Annotated in this window: 24 protein-coding genes and 1 pseudogene; 18 read left to right on the forward strand and 7 right to left on the reverse strand. The window is 72.4% G+C overall.

Going from position 1 to position 23003, the window contains the following annotated elements; genetic code table 11:
* The first annotated feature begins 83 nt into the window (after nt 1-83).
* The 4 genes and pseudogenes from ACFQ87_RS12105 (at nt 84) to ACFQ87_RS12120 (ending at nt 5058) form a co-directional block, all read left to right on the forward strand.
* The gene (locus ACFQ87_RS12105; protein ID WP_380610563.1) at nt 84-977 is read left to right on the forward strand and encodes a biotin--[acetyl-CoA-carboxylase] ligase; all 894 of its coding nucleotides are present in this window, start codon (nt 84-86) and stop codon (nt 975-977) included.
* 173 nt (nt 978-1150) lie between these two features.
* Nucleotides 1151-2272: an adenylate/guanylate cyclase domain-containing protein gene (locus tag ACFQ87_RS12110; RefSeq protein WP_380610564.1), complete on the forward strand. Its 1122-nt coding sequence runs from the start codon at nt 1151-1153 to the stop codon at nt 2270-2272.
* Between the two features lie 346 nt (nt 2273-2618).
* A pseudogene (locus ACFQ87_RS12115) lies at nt 2619-3776 on the forward strand (diguanylate cyclase domain-containing protein); the annotation flags it as partial.
* An 886-nt stretch (nt 3777-4662) separates the two neighbouring features.
* Nucleotides 4663-5058 carry a hypothetical protein gene (locus tag ACFQ87_RS12120; RefSeq protein WP_380610565.1) on the forward strand — a complete coding sequence of 132 codons (396 nt, stop codon included), beginning with the start codon at nt 4663-4665 and terminating at the stop codon, nt 5056-5058.
* Here the strand turns inward: ACFQ87_RS12120 and ACFQ87_RS12125 are convergent.
* On the reverse strand, nt 5036-5656 hold the full coding sequence (locus ACFQ87_RS12125) for a TetR/AcrR family transcriptional regulator (protein ID WP_380610566.1): 621 nt from the start codon (nt 5654-5656) through the stop codon (nt 5036-5038). The two genes, ACFQ87_RS12120 and ACFQ87_RS12125, sit on opposite strands and share 23 nt — an antisense overlap.
* Before the next feature lie 122 nt (nt 5657-5778).
* Between ACFQ87_RS12125 and ACFQ87_RS12130 the strand changes: the two genes are divergently transcribed.
* Together ACFQ87_RS12130 and hutH are read left to right on the forward strand one after the other, a co-directional pair.
* Nucleotides 5779-6945 carry a macrolide family glycosyltransferase gene (locus ACFQ87_RS12130; RefSeq protein WP_380610616.1) on the forward strand — a complete coding sequence of 389 codons (1167 nt, stop codon included), beginning with the start codon at nt 5779-5781 and terminating at the stop codon, nt 6943-6945.
* Between the two features lie 108 nt (nt 6946-7053).
* The gene (gene hutH / locus ACFQ87_RS12135) at nt 7054-8637 is read left to right on the forward strand and encodes a histidine ammonia-lyase (RefSeq protein ID WP_380610567.1); all 1584 of its coding nucleotides are present in this window, start codon (nt 7054-7056) and stop codon (nt 8635-8637) included.
* A gap of 28 nt (nt 8638-8665) precedes the next feature.
* Here hutH and ACFQ87_RS12140 read toward each other — a convergent pair whose 3' ends face one another.
* The gene (locus ACFQ87_RS12140; RefSeq protein ID WP_380610568.1) at nt 8666-9094 is read right to left on the reverse strand and encodes a hypothetical protein; all 429 of its coding nucleotides are present in this window, start codon (nt 9092-9094) and stop codon (nt 8666-8668) included.
* A 229-nt stretch (nt 9095-9323) separates the two neighbouring features.
* On the opposite strand from ACFQ87_RS12140, the gene ACFQ87_RS12145 reads away from it, so the two are divergent.
* Nucleotides 9324-10193, forward strand: a complete 870-nt coding sequence (locus tag ACFQ87_RS12145; RefSeq protein ID WP_380610569.1) for a MurR/RpiR family transcriptional regulator — start codon at nt 9324-9326, stop codon at nt 10191-10193.
* 89 nt (nt 10194-10282) lie between these two features.
* Nucleotides 10283-10606, forward strand: coding sequence for a hypothetical protein (locus ACFQ87_RS12150; protein WP_380610570.1), 324 nt, complete (start codon nt 10283-10285; stop codon nt 10604-10606).
* 1 nt (nt 10607) lies between these two features.
* Here the strand turns inward: ACFQ87_RS12150 and ACFQ87_RS12155 are convergent, their stop codons facing one another.
* On the reverse strand, nt 10608-11180 hold the full coding sequence (locus ACFQ87_RS12155; protein WP_380610571.1) for a Uma2 family endonuclease: 573 nt from the start codon (nt 11178-11180) through the stop codon (nt 10608-10610).
* Nucleotides 11181-11361: 181 nt separating this feature from the next.
* Here ACFQ87_RS12155 and hutU point away from each other — a divergent pair, with 181 nt between their 5' ends.
* The 4 genes from hutU to hutI are packed head-to-tail and all read left to right on the forward strand — an operon-like array spanning nt 11362 to nt 16810.
* Nucleotides 11362-13029 carry a urocanate hydratase gene (gene hutU / locus ACFQ87_RS12160; protein ID WP_380610572.1) on the forward strand — a complete coding sequence of 556 codons (1668 nt, stop codon included), beginning with the start codon at nt 11362-11364 and terminating at the stop codon, nt 13027-13029.
* A gap of 20 nt (nt 13030-13049) precedes the next feature.
* Entirely contained in the window at nt 13050-14231 is a 1182-nt protein-coding gene (locus tag ACFQ87_RS12165) for an allantoate amidohydrolase (RefSeq protein WP_380610617.1), read from the forward strand.
* A complete protein-coding gene (locus tag ACFQ87_RS12170) occupies nt 14222-15589 on the forward strand; it encodes a formimidoylglutamate deiminase (protein ID WP_380610573.1) in 1368 nt (455 codons plus the stop codon). Before ACFQ87_RS12165 ends, ACFQ87_RS12170 begins: the two co-directional genes overlap by 10 nt.
* A 45-nt stretch (nt 15590-15634) precedes the next feature.
* Nucleotides 15635-16810 carry an imidazolonepropionase gene (hutI, locus tag ACFQ87_RS12175; RefSeq protein ID WP_380610574.1) on the forward strand — a complete coding sequence of 392 codons (1176 nt, stop codon included), beginning with the start codon at nt 15635-15637 and terminating at the stop codon, nt 16808-16810.
* 69 nt (nt 16811-16879) lie between these two features.
* Here hutI and ACFQ87_RS12180 read toward each other — a convergent pair whose 3' ends face one another.
* Both ACFQ87_RS12180 and ACFQ87_RS12185 read right to left on the reverse strand, forming a co-directional pair.
* Complete coding sequence (locus ACFQ87_RS12180; RefSeq protein WP_380610575.1) at nt 16880-17077, reverse strand: DUF397 domain-containing protein; 198 nt, start codon at nt 17075-17077, stop codon at nt 16880-16882.
* Nucleotides 17070-17930 (reverse strand): helix-turn-helix domain-containing protein, encoded by an 861-nt coding sequence (locus ACFQ87_RS12185; RefSeq protein WP_380610576.1) that lies wholly within the window; start codon nt 17928-17930, stop codon nt 17070-17072. Before ACFQ87_RS12185 ends, ACFQ87_RS12180 begins: the two co-directional genes overlap by 8 nt.
* Nucleotides 17931-18220: 290 nt before the next feature.
* Between ACFQ87_RS12185 and ACFQ87_RS12190 the strand changes: the two genes are divergently transcribed.
* The 5 genes from ACFQ87_RS12190 (at nt 18221) to ACFQ87_RS12210 (ending at nt 21087) form a co-directional block, all read left to right on the forward strand.
* The gene (locus ACFQ87_RS12190; protein ID WP_380610577.1) at nt 18221-18583 is read left to right on the forward strand and encodes an ATP-binding protein; all 363 of its coding nucleotides are present in this window, start codon (nt 18221-18223) and stop codon (nt 18581-18583) included.
* Nucleotides 18580-18831 carry a hypothetical protein gene (locus tag ACFQ87_RS12195; protein WP_380610578.1) on the forward strand — a complete coding sequence of 84 codons (252 nt, stop codon included), beginning with the start codon at nt 18580-18582 and terminating at the stop codon, nt 18829-18831. Before ACFQ87_RS12190 ends, ACFQ87_RS12195 begins: the two co-directional genes overlap by 4 nt.
* Nucleotides 18819-18950: a hypothetical protein gene (locus ACFQ87_RS12200; RefSeq protein WP_380610579.1), complete on the forward strand. Its 132-nt coding sequence runs from the start codon at nt 18819-18821 to the stop codon at nt 18948-18950. The genes ACFQ87_RS12195 and ACFQ87_RS12200 overlap by 13 nt, the downstream gene beginning before the upstream one ends.
* 180 nt (nt 18951-19130) lie before the next feature.
* On the forward strand, nt 19131-19715 hold the full coding sequence (locus tag ACFQ87_RS12205) for a hypothetical protein (protein WP_380610580.1): 585 nt from the start codon (nt 19131-19133) through the stop codon (nt 19713-19715).
* A 559-nt stretch (nt 19716-20274) separates the two neighbouring features.
* Nucleotides 20275-21087 carry an alpha/beta hydrolase gene (locus ACFQ87_RS12210; RefSeq protein ID WP_380610581.1) on the forward strand — a complete coding sequence of 271 codons (813 nt, stop codon included), beginning with the start codon at nt 20275-20277 and terminating at the stop codon, nt 21085-21087.
* Here ACFQ87_RS12210 and ACFQ87_RS12215 read toward each other — a convergent pair.
* The gene (locus tag ACFQ87_RS12215; RefSeq protein ID WP_380610583.1) at nt 21084-21797 is read right to left on the reverse strand and encodes a hypothetical protein; all 714 of its coding nucleotides are present in this window, start codon (nt 21795-21797) and stop codon (nt 21084-21086) included. The two genes, ACFQ87_RS12210 and ACFQ87_RS12215, sit on opposite strands and share 4 nt — an antisense overlap.
* A 173-nt stretch (nt 21798-21970) precedes the next feature.
* Nucleotides 21971-22108 carry a hypothetical protein gene (locus ACFQ87_RS12220; RefSeq protein ID WP_380610584.1) on the reverse strand — a complete coding sequence of 46 codons (138 nt, stop codon included), beginning with the start codon at nt 22106-22108 and terminating at the stop codon, nt 21971-21973.
* Between the two features lie 612 nt (nt 22109-22720).
* Here ACFQ87_RS12220 and ACFQ87_RS12225 point away from each other — a divergent pair.
* Nucleotides 22721-22867 (forward strand): hypothetical protein, encoded by a 147-nt coding sequence (locus ACFQ87_RS12225; protein WP_380610585.1) that lies wholly within the window; start codon nt 22721-22723, stop codon nt 22865-22867.
* Nucleotides 22868-23003: the final 136 nt, after the last annotated feature.

Genomic DNA, 23003 nt, shown 5'->3' on the forward strand with positions numbered 1-23003 from the left:
CCTGGCGTTATGGTCATCGACACAGTGTGTCAACGCGCGTCATGCGGGACGATGAGGCGGACTGCGCCTCTAGTCTGCTGCCCATGACCGCACCCGACACCCCCCGCCGCAGCGGACTGCGCGGCTTCGGCCGTACCGGACCGTCCCCCTGGACCGACCTGGACCGGCCGCCGCTGGACGAGGAGGCGCTGCGCCGGGACCTGGTCGTCCCGGGCGGGCTCTGGACCTCGCTGGACGTCGTCGCCGAGACCGGCTCCACCAACACCGACCTCGCCGAGCGGGCCCGGGCCGGTGCCCCGCAGGGCGCGGTGCTGGTCGCCGAGGCGCAGAGCGCCGCGCGCGGGCGGCTGGACCGGCAGTGGAGCGCCCCGGCCCGCTCCGGGCTGTTCCTGTCCTTCCTGCTGCGCCCCGAGGAGGTGCCGGTCGAGCGGTACGGCTGGCTGCCGATCCTGGTCGGGGTGGCCGCCGCCAGCACGCTCGGCCGGGTGGCCGGGGTCGACGCCGGGCTGAAGTGGCCCAACGACCTGCAGGTGGAGATCGACGGCGCGGAGCGCAAGCTCGGCGGCATCCTCACCGAGCTCAGCGGCGGCGCGGTGGTGGCCGGGCTGGGGCTGAACGTCTCGCTGCGCGCGGAGGAGCTGCCCGTCCCCACCGCCGCCTCGCTCGCGCTGGCGGGCGCCGAGACCACCGACCGCTCCGTCCTGCTGCGCGCCCTGCTGCGCGAGTTCGCCGAGCTGTACGGCGAGTGGACGGCCGCGGCCGGGGACCCGCACGCGAGCGACCTGATGCGCGCGTACGTGGACCGCTGCACCACCCTGGGCCGCCGGGTGAAGGTGCACCTGCCGGGCGACCGCGAGCTGGTCGGCGAGGCGGTGGCGATCGACGGGGACGGCCGCCTGGTGGTCCGTACCGCCGACGGCGCGCGCCGGGCGGTCGGCGCGGGGGACGTGGTGCACGTCCGCCCCGAAGCCCCCTGAACGGCAGTCTTCACCTCCCCTTGACTCGGGCGGATGCCCCGGATCACGGGATTCCGTGCGAACATTCCACCTGGCAGCGGTGTGAGGCGCGCCACTGCCCGCCCGGGTGGCGGGCGGCGCGCCCGGACAGGTAGGAAACGAGGCAAGTGCGGCAACCGCACGGGGACGGACCGGTGGCAGAGGACGGCAGCGGCGGGACGGCGGGCAGCCACGACCCCACGGTCGCGCTCGAACTGGAACGCCTCATCCTGGACGCGCCACGCCGCTACACCCCGTACCAGGCCGCGCGCGCCGCCGACGTCCCGATGGAGCTGGCCACCCGCTTCTGGCGGGCCATGGGCTTTCCCGACATCGGCCAGTCCCGGGCGCTCACCGACGGCGACGTGATCGCGCTGCGGCGCCTCGCCGGCCTGGTCGAGTCCGGGCTGCTCAGCGAGTCGATGGCGATCCAGGTGGCCCGTTCCACCGGCCAGACCACGGCCCGGCTGGCCGGCTGGCAGATGGACACCTTCCTGGAGAACCTCACCCAGTCCGCCGAGCCGGGGCTGACCCGCGCCGACGTCGCGTACCCGCTGGTCGAGCTGCTGCTGCCGGAACTGGAGCAGTTCCTGGTGTACGTCTGGCGGCGCCAGCTGGCCGCCGTCACCGGCCGGGTGGTGCAGGCCGCCGAGGACAACGAGATCACCAGCGGTCGGCTCGCGGTCGGCTTCGCGGACCTGGTCGGCTTCACGCGGCTGTCGCGGCGGCTGGAGGAGGAGGAGCTCGGCGAGCTGGTCGAGACCTTCGAGAACACCTGCTCCGACCTGATCGCCGGGCAGGGCGGCCGGGTGATCAAGACCCTCGGCGACGAGATCCTCTACGTCTCGGAGGACCCGGCGACCGCCGCCGAGATCGCGCTGAGCCTGATCGAGGCGCTGGCCGAGGACGACACCATCCCGGCGCTGCGGGTCGGCATGGCCTTCGGGACGGTCACCCAGCGGATGGGCGACGTCTTCGGCACCACGGTGAACCTGGCCAGCCGGCTCACCTCGATCGCGCCCAAGGACGCGGTACTGATCGACGGGCAGTTCGCCGCCGCGTTGGAGCAGAACGGCAGCGTCGGCCCGGCCGACTCGGAGGGGCCGGGCCTGGCGGAGGCGCTGTCGGTAGCCGCCGGGATGCCCGCCTCCGGGCTGCCGGTGCCGGGGCCGGACGCGGGGGCCCGGTTCCACCTGCAGCCGATGTGGCGACGGCCGGTGCGGGGGCTGGGGCTGGTCGAGCCGTGGCTGCTGTCGCGGCGGCTGAAGCCGGAGTAGCGGGCGGCGCCTCCTCCGTCGGGGAGGGCCTCCGGGGGTCTCCGAGGGGTACCCGAGTCCGGGGAGGGGTCTCCGAGTGGCCGAACGGTTGAAAGCCGTACGGTCCGCTGCGGGTCCATCCGGGCAAACAGGGCATAACCGAACGAAATCGCCATAGTCTTGGTGCAAGCGGCCGGACGGGTGCGATCGGCTTCGGGGGTCTGGCAGGACCGAGCACAGGGAGCGAGGCGAGCCGGTGAGCAGTGAGGCGATCATGACGGACCGCGGCTGCGACTGCGATGGCCCGCGCCACCCCGACCCGCTGCCCGACCTGCGGCTGCAGTCGGTGGTCGAACTCGCCCAGGACATGGCCGGCGCGCTCACCCCGTTGGAGGCCGTCCGGGCCGCCGCCGCCCGGGCCACCGAGGCGCTCGGCGCCACCATGGCCGCCGTCTCGGTGTGGGACCGCGAGTCCGGCCGGCTGCGGGTCCTGGTCAACCACGGGTCGCTCGCCCCCGGCGAGGAGGAGCTGCCGGAGGACGAGTCGTACCCGGTCGCGGACTTCCCGGAGATCGTGACCTACCTGGAGGAACGCTGGACCACCGGCCGTCTGCCCCGCGCCTGGCTGCAGACCGCCGAGAACGTCGAACCGCACGCCGGACACACCCACCCGACCGCCGGCGCGTACTGCCGGGAACGCGCCGCGGCGCTGCGCCGGCGCGGACGGGCCTGCTGCGTGGTCGCGCCGATCGTGCTGCACGGGCAGGCCTGGGGCGAGCTCTACCTCGCCCGGTCGATCGGGACGCCCGAGTTCACCCAGGCCGACGCCGACTACGCGACCCTGCTCGCCGCCCAGGTCTCGGCCGGACTCGCCCAGACCGAGCGCCTCGCCGACCTGCGCAAGCTCGCCTTCTCCGACCCGCTCACCGGCCTGGCCAACCGGCGCGCCGTCGACGCCCGGCTGGAGAGCGCGCTGGAGGCGCACAACCGGGACAACACCGTGGTCTCGCTGGTGGTCTGCGACGTCAACGGGCTGAAACGGGTCAACGACCAGCTCGGCCACGAGATGGGCGACCGGCTGCTGGAACGCTTCGCCCACCAGCTGTCGCTGGCCGCCGCCAAGCTGCCCGGCAGCCTCGCCGCCCGGCTCGGCGGGGACGAGTTCTGCCTGCTGGCCGAGGGGCAGAAGGCCGACGAGGTGGTCACCGTCGCCGAGGAACTGTGCGCGCGGGCGCTCGCGCTGTCCGAGGGTGAAGGGGTCGCCTGCGGCGTCGCCTCCACCGGGGACTCCATCGGGCCGGTCACCACCCCCGACCGGCTCTTCCGGCTCGCCGACGCCGCCCAGTACCGGGCCAAGGCCGCCCGCGCCGCCCACCCCGTCGTCGCCGGCCGCAGCCACGGCCCCGGGTTCTCGCCCGACCCCACCGTGCTGCTCGCCGACGCCGCCGACCCGCACCACCGCGCCGACGGCCGCCGCGGCCCCGGCGGGCGGGCCGGTGCGGCGGACCGGCGGCGCTTCCGCGGCGCCGCCCACAGTGCCGACCCCGGGCAGCTGCTCACCGCCGTCCTCGCCGCCCTCGACCAGGCCGCGGCCGCCCGGGCCGTCCACCCGGCCGACACCCTCGCCAAGCTGGTCGTGGTCGCCGAGACCTCCGCCCGGCTGCTCGACGCGGTCGGCTGGTGGGTCTCCTACGTCCCGCCCGGCTCCCAGCTGATGCGCACCTCCCAGCACGCCGTCTACCGGATGACCAGCGGACCCAGCAGCACCCGCGCCGAGACCCAGCGCGCCCAGATCGAGGCCCCGGACGCCGTCTTCGACCTCCGCCACTACCCGATGACCCGCCGCGCCGTCCGGGGCGGCGCCTTCGCGCTCCGCGCGGGCGCGGCGGGGAACGACCCGGCGGAGGAGGCCATGCTGGCCGTCTCCGGTTACCGGGGGATGGTCGCGGCCGGTGGGCAGAATGCGGCCGGGGGCTGGCTGGTGGAGCTCTTCGCCGACGATGCGACGCTGCCGTTGGGGCAGGTCGCGTGCGCGATGCGGGCGGTGGTGGCGGTGGCGTTGGCGGGGGCGGCTTCGCCGCCGGCGATGTGAGGGGCCGGGGGATGGTCGCGGCCGGTGGGCGGAACGCGGCCGGGGGCCGGCTGGTGGAGCTCCTCGCCGACGATGCGACGCTGCCGCTGAGTCGATCGGCGACTCGCCCGTGCCGTCGGGCGTGATCCGCGTGGGCCGGCTGCCCCTTGACGGCCGGGCGCTGCCTGCCGGCGCCCCGTCCGGCGGCGGGTCGGCGCCGCTTTGTGCCGGTTCGGTGACCGGGGTGTCGCGGGTGGGTCGCGGTTGGGGGTGAGGGCTGCCGCGGGTGGGTCGGGCGGTGGGATGGTGGCGGGGGTGGACCGGGGAGTGGGGGTCGGCGGTGGGCGGACGGCTGGTGGGCGCGGCGGTGACCGGGGTGCTGGTGCTCGGCGGCGGGGTGGCGACGGCCGCCCCGGCGTCGGCGGTGTCGGTGGCCGTACCGGCGGCCCCGGCGGCCCCGGCGGCCCCGGCGGGCCTGGCGGGACAGACGGGCCCGACGCCGATCCGGGCCACACCCGTACGGACGGCCCCTGAGCGGGCGCCGCAGCTGGGGGTGGGCCTGCGGGCGCACCGGATCACGGACCATGCCGCGTCGCGGCGCACCCGGAAGGTCCGCCGCAGCGTCGTCGGGCGGGCGCTGGACGCGGTGTTCGGCTGGTTCGCCGTCGCGGCGCTGGTGGTCCTGCTGATCGTCGTGCTGCTGGTGTACGCGGTCAGACGTCGGAACGGCCGTTAGCCGCAGGAGGGTTGAGGGCCCGTAGGGCGGCGTCGACCAGGCGGTCGGCGTGCTCGTGGGTGAGCGGGCCGAGCCGGTACTGCCAGCGGTAGTAGAGCGGGCCGTAGACCAGTTCGACGGCCAGGTCGAGGTCGGCGTCGGGGGCGAGCTGGCCGGCCTCGCGGGCGGTGCGGAGGCGGTCGCGGGTGATCTCCAGCAGCGGGTCCAGCAGGCGGGTGCGGTACTCGGTGTGCAGCGCGGGGTCGTTGAGGATCTCGGCGATGATGGCGCGGTAGGTGCGGTCGGCGCCCGGGTCGGTGAGCTCGTCGCTGGTGGGGCGCAGGACGGCCCGCAGGTCGGCGGCGAGGTCGCCGGTGTCGGGGAGCGCGAGCCCGCCCTCGTGCTCGTTGACGGCGAGGAAGGCGTCGAAGACGACGGCACCCTTCGAGGGCCACCACCGGTAGATGGTCTGCTTGCCGACGCCGGCCCGGGCGGCGATCGCCTCGATGGTCAGCTTGCTGTAGCCGACTTCGGCGACGAGTTCGGTGGCGGCGGCGAGGACGGCGGCGCGTGCCCGCTCACTGCGGCGGGCGGGGTCGGGGGCGGTTCTGGAAGCCATGGGAAAAATTCTATGGGCAACAACGAGACGAGACGTATTGTCTTCTCGACATCGCGAGACGGTACGTCTCGTCTCGATCGCTATCCCCGGAGGTGCCCGTGAACCGCCCCGCACACATCCTGATGGTCTCCGTTCCGGCCCATGGGCACGTCAACCCCAGCCTCGCCGTGATCACCGAGCTGGTCGCCCGGGGTCACCGGGTCAGCTACATCAACGACCCGTCCTTCCGCGAGATCGTCGAGTCCACCGGCGCGGCCTTCGTCCCGTACCCGACCAGGCTGCCGCTCGCCGACGACCCCGCCGGCTGGCCGGAGGACCCGGTGGCGATCCAGGACGTGTTCCTGGACGACACGCTGTCGATGTGGCCCGCCCTGCTGGAGGCCTTCGAGGGTGACCGCCCCGACCTGGTGCTCTACGACATCGCGGGCTTCGCCGGCCGGGCGCTCGGCGAACGGCTGGGCGTGCCGGTGGTGCAGCTGTCCTCCAGCTTCGTCGGCTGGGACGACATCGAGGGGGACATGGCCGCGGTCTTCGAGGCGATCCGCAACGGCCCCGGCGGCCCCGAGCACTACCGCCGGTTCGCCGACTGGCTGGCCGAGGCCGGCGCGGTGGAGCGCGACGTGGAGGCCTTCAAGAACCGCCCCGAGCGGTGCATCGCGCTCGTCCCGCGCGCGCTCCAGCCCCACGCGGACCGGGTCGACGAACGGCGCTTCAGCTTCGTCGGGCCCTGCTTCGGCGACCGCGCCCACCAGGGGCGGTGGGAGCGCCCGGCGGACGCCGAGAAGGTGCTGTTGGTCTCGCTGGGCTCGGCCTTCACCCACCGGCCCGCCTTCTACCGGGCCTGCGTGCGGGCCTTCGGCGACCTGCCGGGCTGGCACGTCGTGCTCCAGGTCGGCAAGCACACCGACCCGGCCGAGCTCGGCGAGGTGCCGGACAGCGTCGAGGTGCACCGGTGGGTGCCGCAGCTGTCGGTGCTCTCCCAGGCGGACGCCTTCGTCACCCACGCGGGCATGGGCGGCTCCAGCGAGGGTCTGTTCCACGCCGTGCCGATGATCGCGGTACCGCAGGCCGCCGACCAGTTCGCCAACGCGGACGCCCTGGTGGGTCTCGGCGTCGCGTGCCGGCTGGACACCGGGCAGGCCACTGCGGAGGCGCTGCGCGCCGCGTTGCTGGAGCTGGTCGGCGACCCGGCGGTGGCCGAACGGCTGGCGACGCTGTCCGCCGCCGGCCGAGCCGAGGGCGGCACTCGGAGGGCTGCGGACCTGATCGAGGCCGAGCTGAAGGGTTAGCTGAAGGGTTGGTGGAGGCCCCGGGGTGCGGCGCGGATCGGGGCGTCGGAGAATCCGGATGGTGGGCAGCTGTTGTCATATCTTCATTCACCTGCTGTGATTGTGTATATGGATATGCACAGTGCTGTGGCCCCCGACGCTCCGCTGGTCCAGGTCGGCAAGGCCGACGTCAGTGCGGAGGACGTGCTGGCCGTCGCCCGGGGCAATGCCCGGGTCGAGATCGGTCCTGACGCGATCGCCGAGATGGCGGCCGCCCGAGCGCGGATCGACGCCCTCGCGGCCGAGCCGCGCCCCGTCTACGGCGTGTCGACCGGCTTCGGCGCGCTCGCCGTCCGGCACATCAGCCCCGAGCTGCGCGCCCAGCTGCAGCGCTCGCTGGTGCGCTCGCACGCGGCCGGCATGGGCCCGGCGGTCGAGCGCGAGGTGGTCCGCGCGCTGATGTTCCTGCGGATGAAGACGCTGGCCTCCGGCCGTACCGGCGTACGGCCGCTGGTCGCGCAGACCATGGCCGCCCTGCTCAACGCGGGCATCACCCCGGTGGTCCGCGAGTTCGGCTCGCTCGGCTGCTCCGGCGACCTCGCGCCGCTGTCGCACTGTGCGCTGGTGCTGATGGGTGAGGGCACCGCCACCGGCCCGGACGGGCAGGAGAAGCCCGTCGCCGAGCTGCTCGCCGCCGCCGGCATCGAGCCGGTCGAGCTGCTGGAGAAGGAGGGCCTGGCCCTCATCAACGGCACCGACGGCATGCTCGGCATGCTGGTGATGGCCATCGCCGACCTCAGCCGCCTGTTCACCACCGCCGACATCACCGCCGCGATGAGCCTGGAGGCGCTGCTCGGCACCGACAAGGTGCTCGCCCCCGAGCTGCACGCCCCGATCCGCCCGCACCCCGGCCAGGCACTCAGCGCCGCCAACATGCTGGCCGTGCTCAAGGGCTCCGGCCTCACCGGCCACCACCAGGACGACGCGCCGCGGGTCCAGGACGCCTACTCGATCCGCTGCGCCCCGCAGGTGGCCGGGGCCGGCCGGGACACCCTGGCGCACGCCCAGCTGGTCGCCTCGCGCGAGCTGGCCGCCTCGGTGGACAACCCGGTGGTGCTGCCGGACGGCCGGGTGGAGTCCAACGGCAACTTCCACGGCGCGCCGGTCGCCTACGTGCTGGACTTCCTCGCCATCGCGGCCGCCGACCTCGGCTCGATCTCCGAGCGCCGTACCGACCGGCTGCTCGACAAGGCCCGCTCGCACGGCCTGCCGGCCTTCCTGGCCGACGACCCGGGCGTGGACTCCGGCCTGATGATCGCCCAGTACACCCAGGCGGCGCTGGTCAGCGAGAACAAGCGGCTCGCCGTCCCGGCCTCGGTCGACTCGATCCCGTCCTCCGCGATGCAGGAGGACCACGTGTCGATGGGCTGGTCGGCGGCCCGCAAGCTGCGCCAGGCGGTGGAGAACCTCGGCCGGATCCTGGCCGTCGAACTGACCGCCGCGGCCCGCGCGCTGGAGATCCGCCAGCAGGCCGACGCGGCCGGCCGACCGGCCCCGGCCACCGCGGCCGCGCTGGCCGCCGCCCGCGAGGCGGGGGTCGGCGGCGCCGGCCGGGACCGCTTCCTCTCGCCGGACCTGGAGGCCGCCGCGGCGTTCGTCGCCTCCGGCGACCTGCTGCGCGCGGTGGAGCGGGTCACCGGGCCGCTGGCCTGAGACGGACGCGTTGCGGGGCGGCTGGGGCTCAGTCCCAGTCGCCCCGCGGCCGGCGGCTGGCGCGGTCGCGGCGGTTGCCCAGCGCGGCGGCGAAGTTGACCCCGACGATGCCGGCCCAGCAGGCCAGCAGGCCGGCGAAGCCACCGCCACTGGGGTTGCTGGCGATCGCGGTCAGCGGGATGCCGAGGGCCAGCGAGACCACCGCCAGGCGGTTGCCGGACCGACCGGGGGCCCAGCCGCGGCGGTCCCGGCCGCGGTCGCGGTCCCGGTCCCGGTAGGAGGGCGCGTAGTCGTCCATCCGCTCGGAGACCGAGCGCTCGACCCGGGCGTCCAGGCGGGCGTCGAGGCGCTTCATGAAGGAGTCGACGAGTTCCTCCTCGTACTCCTTGCCGAGTTCCTTGCGGGCCTGCAGGGTGGCGTCGAGGTCGCGCCGCAGGTCGTCCTGGCGAGTGTCCATGCCCATAGCCTGGGGCCGCCGCAGAACCCGGTCCATCCGTTCGCGGGGGGAATCCGGGCGGGCTCAGGGAGAAATCAGGGTTACCCCGAGCCGCGTCGGTCCGGGCGGGCCCGCTGTCCGAACTCCGGGACGTCTCAAGGGTCGTTCCGTCGTACGAGACGACTTTGCCAGGCGCGCCGCGCTGCTGCACAGTCGTCGTTCGAACCGCTCGCATCCGGAGGTACCGCAGATGACCGCCACCGACGAGGCCGGCACCGTCGGCGCCTCCGCCCGGCTGCTGCAGCTGTTCGAAGGGCACCGGCTGACGCCCACCCAGCGGCGGATCGCGCACTCGCTGGTCCGGCACGCCACCGAGGCGCCGTTCCTGTCCAGCGTCGAGGTGGCCGAGCTCGCCGGGGTCAGCCAGCCCTCCGTCACCCGCTTCGCGGTCGCGCTCGGGTACGACGGCTACCCGGCACTGCGCAGGCAGCTGCGCGAACTCGGCGCGGGCGAGCCGGCCGCGCCGGAGACCCCGGCCGACGCGGTGCGCAACGAGCACCAACAGGCCGTGCTCGCCGAGATCGAGCACCTGCGCCACCTCGCCGAACTGCTCGCCGACCCCGAGCCGATCACCCGGGCCGCCCGGCTGCTCGCCGCCTCCCGCCCGCTGCCGGTGCTCGGCCTGCGGGCCGCCTCCGCGCAGGCACACGGCTTCGCGTACTTCGCGTCCAAGGTGCACCCGGACATCCGGCTGCTGGACGAGGGCGGCAGCATGCTCGCCGACCGGCTGGAACAGGCTGCCGCGGCGGGTGCCACCGCGCTGCTCTGCTTCGCGTTGCCGCGCTACCCGCGGGAGTTGATGGACGCGCTGGTGGTGGCCCGGGAGTGCGGGCTGACCGTGCTCACCGTGGCCGACAGCGCCTTCTCGCCGGTCGCCAAGCTCTCCGACCTGATGCTGCCGGCGGCCGTCGGCACCGGGCTGGTCTTCGACACCGCCTGCGCGCCGATGATGCTCGGTCGGGTGCTGCTGCAGACCATGTGCGACGAACTTCCGGGCGCCGAGGCCCGGTTGGAGGCGATCGAGCAGTCGGCGGCGGCCCGGGGGCTCTTCTTGGAATAGACGCGGCCTGGAATAGCCGCAGCCTGGAACGGCGGCCGGGGAGTACTCGGCACGAACCCGGGCATCCCCTACTGCAGGGGGTGCCGCCCATGCGCGTGATCCACGAGATGAAGTTCGTCGCCCGCCTGGCCTCGGGTGCTGACGAATGGTCCTGCCCCGCCTGCGGACGCCGCGTCACCCTGCGGCGCCTGCCCGATCCAGAACTGACCGTCCTCGACCCGGGCGACGAGTCCGCCGTGCACGTCGGCGTCATCGAACCCGACGCCCGTGCCGCCGCGGCCGCCGAGAGGTACGGCCTCGGGCCCGTCCAGAACATCCCCCGCCCGCCGTCCCCGCCCGCCCCCGACGCCGCCGACCGCCGCTGGCTGGCCGAGATCGGCATCGACTGGGACGGCGGTGACGCTGCGGCGTGAGTCAGCGGTGGGGGGCGTACAGCGGTAGACCGGAGGTGTCCAGCTCGGCGGGCAGCGGCGAGGGCAGCGGGACGGCCTCGCCGTACTTGCCGTGCAGGACGCCTTGGTACTCGCCGTCGCGGGGGTGGGTGTGGAGCGTCCAGGCGCCCTTTCGGGGGTCGACCGCGAGGAGGACCGGCACGCCTGCGATCGCGTACCAGTTGGTCTTGGCTGCAATGAGGCTGACTCGCTCAGAGGTGGAGATGACCTCCACGGCGAGCTCGACATCGTGCGGGTCGGCCAGCCAGTTGTCGTCGTCCTCCCAGTCGGACGGCAGGACGACCAGATCTGGCGTCGCGTAGTCCTCCGCGTTGTCCGGCATGTTGATCGACGAGACCTCATAGGCGCCGAGATCGGCCGGGAGTTTGGCGTCGAGCTGGCGCGACAGGCGCTTGACGGTCCCCGCGTGCTTGCCGCGAGGGGTCGGGGACATCACCAGGGTTCCTCCGATGATCTGGACGCGAAGTCCCGTGCTCTGCTCGATCTCCTCCGCCACATCCCGGAGTCTGCCGGGCCGTGCGCCGATGGCCGTCATCGTGTCCTCCGCTCCCTGGTGCTGGGCCGAGTGGCTGGTGTTCGCCGGGTTCAGGCTAGCGCGCCAAGTCGGCCGGTGCCGTGGCTGATCGGATGGTTCCAGGGTCTGGTCGAAAGCCGACTGTTTAGATATATTCAGCCAGACCGAGCTTGAATGAATCCATCCGCAAGGAGGCCGGGACATGGTGCAGCAGACGAGCGGACCGCGAGAGGTGCGTGCGGCGCGCGGGACGGGACTCACGACGCAGGGGTGGCAGCAGGAGGCCGCCCTGCGGATGCTGATGAACAACCTCGACCCCGAGGTGGCCGAGCACCCGTCGAAGCTGGTGGTCTACGGCGGCACCGGCAAGGCCGCCCGTGACTGGCGCTCCTTCGACGCCATGGTGAAGACGCTGCAGGGGCTGAAGCAGGACGAGACCATGCTGGTCCAGTCCGGCCGGCCGGTCGGCGTGATGCAGACCCACGAGTGGGCGCCGCGCGTGCTGATCGCCAACTCCAACCTGGTCGGCGACTGGGCCAACTGGGAGGAGTTCCGCCGCCTGGAGAGCCTCGGGCTCACCATGTACGGCCAGATGACCGCCGGCTCCTGGATCTACATCGGCACCCAGGGCATCCTCCAGGGCACCTACGAGACCTTCGCCGCCGTCGCCAACAAGCGCTTCAACGGCACGCTGGAGGGCACCATCACCCTCACCGCCGGCCTCGGCGGCATGGGTGGCGCCCAGCCGCTGGCCGTCACCATGAACGGCGGCGTGGCGATCTGCATCGACTGCGACCCGTCCCGCATCTCCCGCCGGATCGAGCACCGCTACCTGGACGTCGAGGCCAAGGACCTCTCCCACGCCCTGGAGCTCGCCACCGCCGCCCGCGACAAGCGGCAGCCGCTCTCCATCGGCGTGCTGGGCAACGCCGCCGAGCTGGTCCCGCAGCTGCTCGCGATGGACGCGCCGATCGACATCGTCACCGACCAGACCAGCGCCCACGACCCGCTCAGCTACCTTCCGGTCGGCATTGCTTTTGAAGACATGGCGGACATGGCCTTGTCCAAGCCCGCCGAGTTCACCCAGCGCTCGCGCGAGTCGATGGCCAGGCACGTCGAGGCGATGGTCGGCTTCCTGGACCGCGGCGCCGAGGTCTTCGACTACGGCAACTCGATCCGCGGCGAGGCCCAGCTGGCCGGCTACGACCGCGCCTTCGCCTTCCCCGGCTTCGTCCCGGCGTACATCCGCCCGCTGTTCTGCGAGGGCAAGGGCCCGTTCCGCTGGGCGGCGCTGTCCGGCGACCCGCAGGACATCCACAAGACCGACAAGGCCGTCCTCGACCTCTTCCCGGAGAACGAGTCGCTGGCCCGCTGGATCAAGATGGCCCAGGAGAAGGTGCACTTCCAGGGCCTGCCCGCGCGCATCTGCTGGCTCGGCTACGGCGAGCGCGACAAGGCCGGCGAGCGCTTCAACGACATGGTCGCCTCCGGTGAGCTGTCCGCCCCGATCGTGATCGGCCGCGACCACCTGGACTGCGGCTCGGTGGCCTCCCCGTACCGGGAGACCGAGGCGATGCTGGACGGCTCGGACGCGATCGCCGACTGGCCGCTGCTCAACGCCATGGTCAACGTGGCCTCCGGCGCCTCCTGGGTGTCCATCCACCACGGCGGCGGCGTCGGCATCGGCCGCTCGATCCACGCCGGCCAGGTCACCGTCGCCGACGGCACCGCGCTGGCCGGGGAGAAGATCCGCCGGGTGCTCACCAACGACCCGGGCATGGGCGTCATCCGGCACGTGGACGCCGGCTACGACCGGGCCACCGAGGTCGCCGCCGAGCGCGGGGTCCGCGTCCCGATGGGCGAGCTGTGACGGTTTCTTCGTTCGAGGAGATGTGGGCGGAGCTGCTCCCCGTGGGCCGCTCCGCCTCCTCCGGCGGCTACCGCCGTTTCGCCTGGAACTCCGCCGACGCCGAGTGCCGCGCCTGGTTCGAGCAGCAGGCCCGCAGCCGCGGCCTGACGTACGAGCTGGACCGCAACGGCAACCAGTGGGCCTGGCTGGGCGACCCGACCGCGCACGGGGCGGTCGTCACCGGCTCGCACCTGGACTCCGTCCCGGACGGCGGCGCCTTCGACGGGCCGCTCGGGGTGGTCTCCTCCTTCGCCGCGCTGGACGAACTCCGCGCCAGGGGAGCCGAGTTCACCCAGCCGCTGGCGATCGTCAACTTCGGTGACGAGGAGGGCGCCCGGTTCGGCGTGGCCTGCATCGGCTCCCGGCTGAGCGCCGGGGTGCTCTCCCGCGAGGACGCGTACGAGCTGCGCGACGCCGACGGCCTGCGGCTGCCCGACGCGATGGAGAAGGCCGGCTACGACCCGACCGCGATCGGCGCGGACGACGAGCGGCTGGCCCGGATCGGCGCCTTCGTCGAACTCCACGTCGAGCAGGGCCGCTACCTCACCGAGGGGCAGCCGGTCGGCGTGGCCAGCGCGATCTGGCCGCACGGCCGGTGGCGGTTCGACTTCCACGGCGAGGCCAACCACGCCGGCACCACCCGGATCGAGGACCGCCGCGACCCGATGCTGACCTTCGCCAACACCGTGCTCGCCGCCCGCAAGAAGGCGAAGCTCGCGGGTGCGCTGGCCACCTTCGGCAAGGTCGCGGTCGAGCCCAACGGCACCAACGCGATCGCCTCGCTGGTGCGCGGCTGGCTGGACTCCCGGGCCGCCGACGAGGCCACCCTCACCGAGCTGGTCGCCGAGATCGAGCGGGCAGCCGCCGAGCGCGGCGGGCGCGACGGCGTCCGGGTCGAGCTGACCCGCGAGTCCTACACCCCGGTGGTGGACTTCGACGGCCCGCTGCGCGACCGGCTCGCCAAGCTGCTGGACGCCCCGGTGCTGCCCACCGGCGCGGGACACGACGCCGGGATCCTGGCGTCCGCGATCCCGACCGCCATGCTGTTCGTGCGCAACCCCACCGGCGTCTCGCACTCCCCGGCCGAACGCGCCGAGGAGGCCGACTGCCTGTCTGGGGTCGCCGCCCTCGCCGACGTACTGGAGGACCTGGCGTGCCACTGACCGCATCGACCCCAGTGACCTACTGGGCGCAGCACGCCTGGCTGCCGCACGGCGACGGGCCGGTGGTCGGGCAGGACGTGCTGATCGCCACCGGCCCCGGCGGCCGGATCACCTCCGTGACCCCGGACAGCGGTCCCTGTCCGCCCGGCGCCGTCCGCCTCGACGGCCTGCTGGTGCCCGGCCAGGCCAACGCCCACTCGCACGCCTTCCACCGGGCGCTGCGCGGGCACGTCCAGGTCGGCTCCGGGACGTTCTGGACCTGGCGCGACACCATGTACCGGTTCGCCGGCGCGCTCGACCCGGACAGCTACCTGGAGCTGGCCACCGCCGTCTACGCCGAGATGGCGCTCGCCGGGATCACCGCCGTCGGCGAGTTCCACTACCTGCACCACGCCCCCGGCGGCGCCCGCTACACCGACCCGAACGCGATGGGCGAGGCGCTGATCGAGGCCGCCGCCCTGGCCGGCATCCGGATCACCCTGCTGGACACCTGCTACCTGTCCTCCGGCTTCGGCGCCGAACCGACGCACCCGCAGCTGCGGTTCAGCGACGGCGACGCCGAGGCCTGGGCGGTACGGGCGGACGCGCTCAAGCCCCGCGAGCACGCCCGGATCGGCGCCGCCATCCACTCGGTCCGGGCCGTCCCGGCCGAGCAGCTGAGCACCGTCGCGCACTGGGCGTCGATGCGCAAGGCCCCGCTGCACGTCCACCTGTCCGAGCAGACCGCCGAGAACGACGCCTGCCTCGCCGCGCACGGCGTCACCCCGACCCGGCTGCTCGCCGACCACGGCGCGCTCGGCCCGCGCACCTCGGCCGTGCACGCCACCCACCTCACCGACGAGGACGTCAGGCTCCTCACCGACTCCTCCACCACCGTCTGCATGTGCCCCACCACCGAACGGGACCTCGCGGACGGCATCGGCCCGGCCCGCCGACTGGCCTCGGCGGGCAGCCCGATCACCCTGGGCAGCGACAGCCACGCGGTGATCGACCCGTTCGAGGAGGCCCGCGCGCTGGAGCTGAACGAGCGGCTGCGGACGCAGACCCGCGGCCACTGGACAGCGAACTCGTTGCTGCGGGCCGGCAGCGAGGACGGGCACGCCTCGCTGGGCTGGCCCGAGGCCGGGCGGATCGAGGCCGGGGCGCTCGCCGACTTCACGGTGATCGCGCTGGACACCGTCCGTACGGCGGGCCCGCCGCCCCGGCTCGGCGCCGAGATCGCCGTCTTCGCGGCCTCGGCGGCGGACGTGCGGCACGTGGTGGTCGGCGGGCGGCACGTCGTCCGGGACGGCGTGCACCAGCTGGTGGCCGACGTGCCGGGGGCGCTGCGCGCCGCGATCGGCGCGCTCGGCCACTGATTGCTTCTTGTCCAACTCGTCCAACTCCCTTCGGAAGGCGTTGTCTTGAGCACCAGGACCACCTTGATCACGGGCATCGGCAGCCTGGTCACCAACGACCCCGGGCACGGCACCGGGCCGCTCGGCCTGCTGGCCGACGCGGCCGTGGTGGTCGACGGCGACACCGTCGCCTGGGTCGGCCCGGCGGCGCAGGCCCCGGCGGCGGACGAGCGCTTCGACGCCGAGGGCCGGGCGCTGCTGCCCGGCTTCGTCGACTCGCACGCCCACCTGGTGTTCGCGGGCGACCGCACCGCCGAGTTCAACGCCCGGATGTCCGGGCAGTCCTACTCGGCGGGCGGCATCCGCACCACGGTGGCGGCCACCCGGGCGGCGAGTGATGCCGAGCTGGACGCGAACGTGGCGGGGTTCGTCCGGGAGGCGCTGCGGCAGGGCACCACCACCATCGAGTGCAAGTCCGGTTACGGGCTGACGGTCGAGGACGAGGCCCGGGCGCTGCGGATCGCCGCCAAGCACACCCCGGAGACCACTTACCTGGGCGCCCACATCGTGGCCCCCGAGTACGCCGAGGACCCGGCCGGCTACGTCGACCTGGTCACCGGCGAGATGCTGGACGCCTGCGCGCCGCACGCCCGTTGGGTGGACGTGTTCTGCGAAAAGGGCGCCTTCGACGGCGACCAGGCGCGGGCCGTCCTGACGGCGGGCATCGAGCGCGGCCTCACGCCCCGGGTGCACGCCAACCAGCTCACGTACGGGCCCGGCGTGCAGCTCGCGGTGGAGCTGGGGGCCGCCTCGGCGGACCACTGCACCCATCTGACGGACGAGGACGTGGCGGCGCTGGCGGGGTCGGCGACGGTCGCGACCCTGCTGCCGGGGGCGGAGTTCTCCACCCGCGCCGAGTACCCGAGCGGACGGCGGCTGCTGGACGCGGGCGCGGTGGTGGCGCTCTCGACGGACTGCAACCCGGGCTCCAGCTTCACCAGTTCGATGGCGTTCTGCATCGCGGTGGCGGTGCGGGAGATGGGGATGACGCCGGACGAGGCGGTCTGGGCGGCCACGGCGGGCGGCGCGCACGCGCTGCGGCGCAGCGACGTGGGCACGATCGCGGTCGGCTCGCGGGCGGACCTGCTGCTGCTGGACGCGCCCTCGCACGTGCACCTGGCGTACCGGCCGGGCGTGCCGCTGACGGCGGCGGTCTGGCGGGCGGGCGTCCGGGAGGTCTGAGCCTCTCGGAGGACAGACGGCCCCCGCGCCCCCGGGGTGGCGGGCGCGGGGGCTCTTCACTGCCCCCGCTCAGGGGGTGGTGAGGTGGTCGAACTCGCCGGCCTTGGCGCCTCGAAGGAACGCATCGAACTTGAGGCGGGTGGTGCGGACGATGACATCACCCTCGTCGGACTCCCGGAGTTCAACGACCCCATCGGCAGCCCGGACCTCAACGCATGCGTTGCTGGAGCCGGAGTAACTGGACTTCTGCCATGCAGGGCTACTCATGATTGCCCTCTATCTCCTTCTTGATGGATCGGATGAAGTCCCGCGAGTCATCCTCGGAGAGGGCTACAGTCGCCAGTCGATCGAGGATCTCGCGGTAACTTGCAAGGTCGGAGGGTGCATCGAAGAGTGGACACCCGAAGCTGATGTCGATCTGCACTGTGTCCAACTCGGGCACCGGGCCGGCGATGTAGACGAAGTTCTCGCTGGGGCCGGGCAGCGATTCGATCTTAAACGGCACGACTCGAACTGAGATGCCAGGGCTCTCGGAATGGTCGATGAGGGCACCGAGTTGCTCGGCAAGGGCCTCTGGCCCGCTGAACTGCATCCGCAGTGCGGCTTCATGGATGAACGCCGTGTAGGGCGTAGCACCGTTGCGGACGATCTGTTGCCTTTGCAGGCGGAAGGCCAGGCGGAGGTCGACATCAGGTTGCGGCAGTGGCGGGATCGCACGGGCGAACACCGAAGCGGCGTAGGCCGGAGTCTGAAGCAGCCCGGGCAAGAAGGTGATCGAGTAGGTGGCGATTCGCTGGGCGTGTGCCTCGATCGCTGCGACATCGAGCAGGTCAGTGGTCAGCTTCGGGCTGTACTCCTCCCACCAACCGGTTTCTCGCTCCCTGGCCATGTCCGCGAGTGCCTCGATCAGGGGCGCGTTGACGCATATGCAGGCCTCCGCGATCTCGTGCAGACGCGCAACGCTGACGGCTGACTTCCCGATCTCCATCTGACTCACCAGGGCGGGAGTCACCCCGAGCAGACGGGCGAGCTGGCTGCCGCCGAAGCCGGCTTGCTCTCTCATCCTTCGCAGTTCGGCACCGAGCCGTCGCTGACGAAGGGTGGGGATCCGAAGGGCCATGGCGTCCTCTCTGCTGGTGCAGAGGCCAGTGTGCCGCGTCGGTCGCTGGCGGATCCATCCGGGCTCGGCAGCGCGCGTCCCCCGGGGGGGAACCTTCACCCGTTCGAATTTAATTAAAGAGCAGATGCCATATCGTCGTTCTCAGCTCAATCCGACGGATCGTCAGTAATGCCTGCACTCAGGGCAGTAGGCGCCTGCTGCCCGCGCACCGAAGAGCAACCACGCGTGGCCTGGCTCACGGCGACGACCGTCATCACCTCTCCCCACACCACAGCCTCACGGAGGTTCCCGTGTGCATCCGTAACACCCCCTCGCTCACCCTCTCCCGGCAGGCCCTGCGGGACGCCATGACCCGCAACGGCTGGGACGCCGAGACCATCTTCAACGCCGAACTCGCCCTGATGGAGCTCATCACCAACGCGTGGCGGCACGGCGACACCCCTGTGCCCGTCGTCTGGTTCTCCCTCCTCAACGGCACCCTGCGGGTCACCGTCTCCGACGAGAGCGACGCCCTGCCCCAGCCGCGAACGTCCTCCGACCTCGCCGAAACCGGCCGGGGCCTCCAGCTCGTGGAGGGCCTCACCCACCGCTGGGGCGTCGACCCGCAGAAGCGCGGCAAGACCACCTGGTACGAGCTGGACTCCCTCGCGTGACCCGCGACCCCGTCGCGCCGGACGACCCCCGGATGCGCGACTACACCGAGCCCCACATCACGGCGCTCCTCGGCGAGTTGCACCGGCGCGGCCTGCCGTACGGGCTCCTCTGGGGCTCCGCCTCGGCCGGCGAAACGACCCTCGACGGCCGCATCCTGATCGACTTCGGGAACGCGCCGGTCAGCACCCTCCTCAACCTCCTCCACCTGCTCCGCGACCTGGAGAAGGACCAGGCGTGGCACCGGTGAAGTTCTTCGTCGGCGCGATCCTCCTCGCCCTGCTCGCCCTCGCGATCGCCACCGTGGCCCTCGGCGTCGTCGCGACCCTCAAGATGCCCCACCCCGAGGAGCGCGACGAACAGCAGTGAACGCGCGAAGGCCCTCGCCCACCCCGGGCGAGGGCCTCACGGGGCGCCTGTATACATCCGGGGGCGGCGAACCGGCGCCCAGCCGGGGCCTCCAGGGAGATGGGGGCAAGGTTGATGATCTCCAAGCATATAATCTCCAGGCAGATAGATCGTCATCTGTCATCGGGGGAAGGAATATCCGTGAGTACCAAACTGCTCGCTGCGACCACGGCGGGGCTGCTCTCGCTCGCCCTGCTGACGGCCTGCGGCCCGTCCGACACCGAGCCCGGTTCAGCGGCCTCGTCCGCCGCGCCCGCCGCGCCCACGGCCACGGCCACCAACGCGCCGCCGGCCGCGTCGGCCGCAGCCACCAACGGCCCGGCCGGGGACCCGAGTTGCAACCCGGCCTCGCAGGGCGCTCACCGCCTGAAGCCGGTTGCGAACCACAAGGTCATCTACCCGGACAAGCAGAAGGACCACGCCACGCTGAAGGCCCAGGACGCCAAGTTCGTCTGCGATGCGACCGGTGGCCACTACGAGGGGACCGGCCCGGTCAAGAGCTACAACATCTCCAAGGACATCCAGGTCTACAACAGCGCCGGCCCCGGTGTGGAGGACGTCGACGCAGGCAAGGGCTACGACGGAACCGCCAACTCCTTCGACCTCCTGATGCTGCGGGTGTACGACTGCATGGGGGGCGCGAAGTTCTGCGCCAAGTACAACGCCTGGGAAATCGGCCAGGACGCCGACGGCAAGATCAACTACCTGAAGCAGATCAACCCCTGATCGCGGCCACCCGTGGCCCCTGGGCCCCGCCGCCCACCGGGCACTGATGCTCAATCGTGAGTGATCGGCCGCGGCGCGTGACGCCGGTCTCCGAGACTTGGTCTCGGAGACCGGCGTCGGTCGTTGCGGGGTGCGTCCCGTCGATGCGTGCATCTCCGGGCCCGCTCCCGCACCAGCCACTTCGCGGACGTCGCCCCGCCGAGCTGGGGACACCAGCTCGGCGGGGCGAAATGATCACGACTCCGAATCGACCAGTAGCGTCCGCCCAAGGGTGAGGGTCTCGTGGGCACCCCTCCATGCACCCCGAAGTCAACGGACAGTGGCCCGGGCGAGCGCCAGCGGGTCGAGGCCATCGCCTGCGAGCAGATGGCCTGCGCCGACCCGTTGTGCGCCCTGCTGGACGTCTCCATCGGCATCGGCCCAACTGGGAGGCCTCCGCGCACCGATGCGCCGGTTTGTCGACGGCGGGCCCTGACACGCAAAGTGTCCGCGCCCGTCAACGGCTACGAGTCGTGCCGTATGGATCCGCGACTACACGACCGATGGCTACCATCAGTGCATGGTGGATCACGAGACGGCATTCCGATCCCTCGACGGCACCGTGCTCTACGGGACGATCGGCATCCCAGCAGCGCCCACTGGGGCACTCGCAGTCCTCGCCCACGGCTCGGGCGTCACCCGTGAAGAAGGCGGATTCTTCACTCGCCTCGCTGCTCGGCTCGCCGAGGCCGGCATCGCCAGCCTGCGTTTCGATCTTCGCGCGCACGGGGAGAGCGCCGGCCGCGAAGCGGACCTCACCATCGCGTCCGTCGCCAACGACATTCGTGCTGCGGGCGACCATCTGCGAGCACACACGGGCGTCGCCGGGGCCGTCCATGTCATCGCGGCTTCCTTCTCCGGCGGCGCGGCGGCCCTGCACGCTGCCCACCGGCCCGACGACGTCAACCGCCTGGTGCTCCTGAACCCACGTTTGGACTACCGCGAGCGCTACGTCACCAGTCGCCCCGGCTGGAGCGACGACTACCTGTCCCCTGCCGCCGCGACGCTCCTCGACCGCCAGGGCTACACCGAGAAGTCGCCGTTCCAGTTGAACCGAGCGCTGCTGAACGAAGTCTTCTACCTCGACACCCCCACGATGCTCGCATCCGTCCACGCTCCCGTGCTGATGGTCCACGGCACCAAGGACACGTTCGTCCCTATCGAGTCCACGTACCGCCACCGTCCGATGTTCGGCGGTCCGACGGAACTCCTCGAACTCGAAGGCGCGCAGCACGGGTTCGCAGTCCATGACGACCCTGGTTATCTCGACCCGCAGTCGCAGGCGTGGCAGCGACAAGTGATCGACCGGGTGCGGGAGTTCCTGGCTGCCTAACCGGCGGTGAAAACCAGCAGCCGTTCTTGGAAGTCTCGGACCGCCGGTCGCCGGGACCAGCGACACAACGTATCGGCGGTGCGGCTCAGCTCGGCGAGGGCCTGGCCGAAGCGAGCGCCAGCGGCGAGACCAAGGGCCTGGAGGGCGACGGCGGCAGCCTCGTCGGGCTCACCGGCCTCGGCGAGAGTTCCGGCCAGTTGGGCGGTGAAGAAAGCGCGGTCGCGTGGGGCGAAGACGCCGTCGGCCAGGTGCCGCCGGAAGAGCACGACGGCGCGCTCGGATTGGCGGGCTTCGCGGTAGCAGATTGCGCTTTGCGCCATGAGCCGTTCGACGGTGTAGCTCTCGCCGAGCGGACCGGTGCAGCTGGGCGGCGCCTGGACCGGGTCAGCCTGGGCGAGGGCGGCGTGGGCGAGGTCGAGGACGCGGGTGACCTGGCCGCTGTCGGCGCCGGTCAAGGCGAGAGCCCGGGCTTCCTGCTGGTACGCCTCAGCCCGGGGCCTGGGCGGCAGTGTCCACGGGCCGCTGGTAGCGGCGCGGGCGAGGTCGAGCATCCGGGCGGCGTCGGAGCGGTCGGTGGCCTGGGCCTGCCTGAGCAGGACGTAGGCGTGCATCGCGCTGTCGCCGGTGAGCGTCGCCCATTCCTTCGCCTGCGCGTGCCAGTAGGCGATGGTGTGGGCGGGCGCTCCGGCATCGCGGTAGAGCCAGGCCACGAGCTCCGAGGCGCGGGCGCCGACGTTGAGGAGCTGGTGGCGTACGGCAGGGTCGGCTTCGCGGGCGCTGGAGTCGATCGCGGTGATCAGACCGAGCGCGGTCGGTAGGGCGGTGTGGGGGCCGACCAGACTGTCGGTGCGGGCGGTCTCGTCGAGGGCGGTCCGCAGGTGTGCTACGAGCTGGTCGTCGCTGTAGCGGCGCGCGTCGCGGCTTGCGGCAGTGAGGTGGTCCAGGGCAGCGAGGTCGGGACGGGAGATGCGGCGGCGAGCACGCCCGCGAGGAAGGTGCGGCGAAGCACGTTCGTCTCCACGTCCTGACTCTGCTCGGTAGAGATTGCTCGCCGGCCTGCCGGGCGAGGGGGGCGGACGAACCCGAGGCCTTCCAGCGGCATGCCGAACATTGCGTCCAGGACTCGCCGAGCGTCCCGGTTGGGCCAGGCGGGCTGTCCTGATTCCCAGCGTCTGACCTGACGCACAGAGATTCTGGCCTTCTCGCCGAGCGACTCTGCCTTGGCGTCGTACGCATCCGCGAAGTCCTGCTGCGTGTGCCATCCCCGTTCGACGCGCGCTGCAACGAAGCGCAAATTCCCTTGTGCTGGTTCGGACATGGGCGCTCCCACGGCATCCACGGTAGTTACTTTCCCCGGCCGGGGATGAGAGGCCATAACCACTCACCGATGTGTCCGGTGAAGTGTCCTGCGGTGCGACCTCGTCACCCAATGTTGCCAGGGGTTGACTGAATGTGCGCCGCCTGAGAGGTGACCAGGTCCGGTAGCCGCCGATAGTCCAGCTGGTCTCCATCGGCGAACCCCCCTGGCGGCGCGCGGCACCAGGTTCACGTAGCCGATGTGGGTCACCGACCCCCACAAGTTCCTCCTCGTTCGGGGAGGTCGCTCCATCCATCCAGTGAAGGGAGATCGCAAATGTCCGTGATCACCAGTGACACCGAGAGCACCGAGGTGACCGAGGTCGTGACGCTCGACGCGAGCGCCGCGGACGCCATCCGGGACAACGTCCGGGCGTTCCTGGGCGAGGACAACACCTCGATGATGGGCGGCTGGACCAACTGACGGGCCGGCCTGAGCGCCTGAAGTAGTCGCGGGGGGGGGGGGGGGGGGGGCGGGGGGGGGGGGGGGGGGGGGGGGGGGGGGGAGAACAGAAAAGCAAAAGAACAAAAGGCCGACCGCCACCCCCCCCCCCACCGAC

Origin of the sequence: Kitasatospora sp. NPDC056531 (assembly GCF_042794375.1) — a bacterium.
Taxonomy (GTDB): domain Bacteria; phylum Actinomycetota; class Actinomycetes; order Streptomycetales; family Streptomycetaceae; genus Kitasatospora.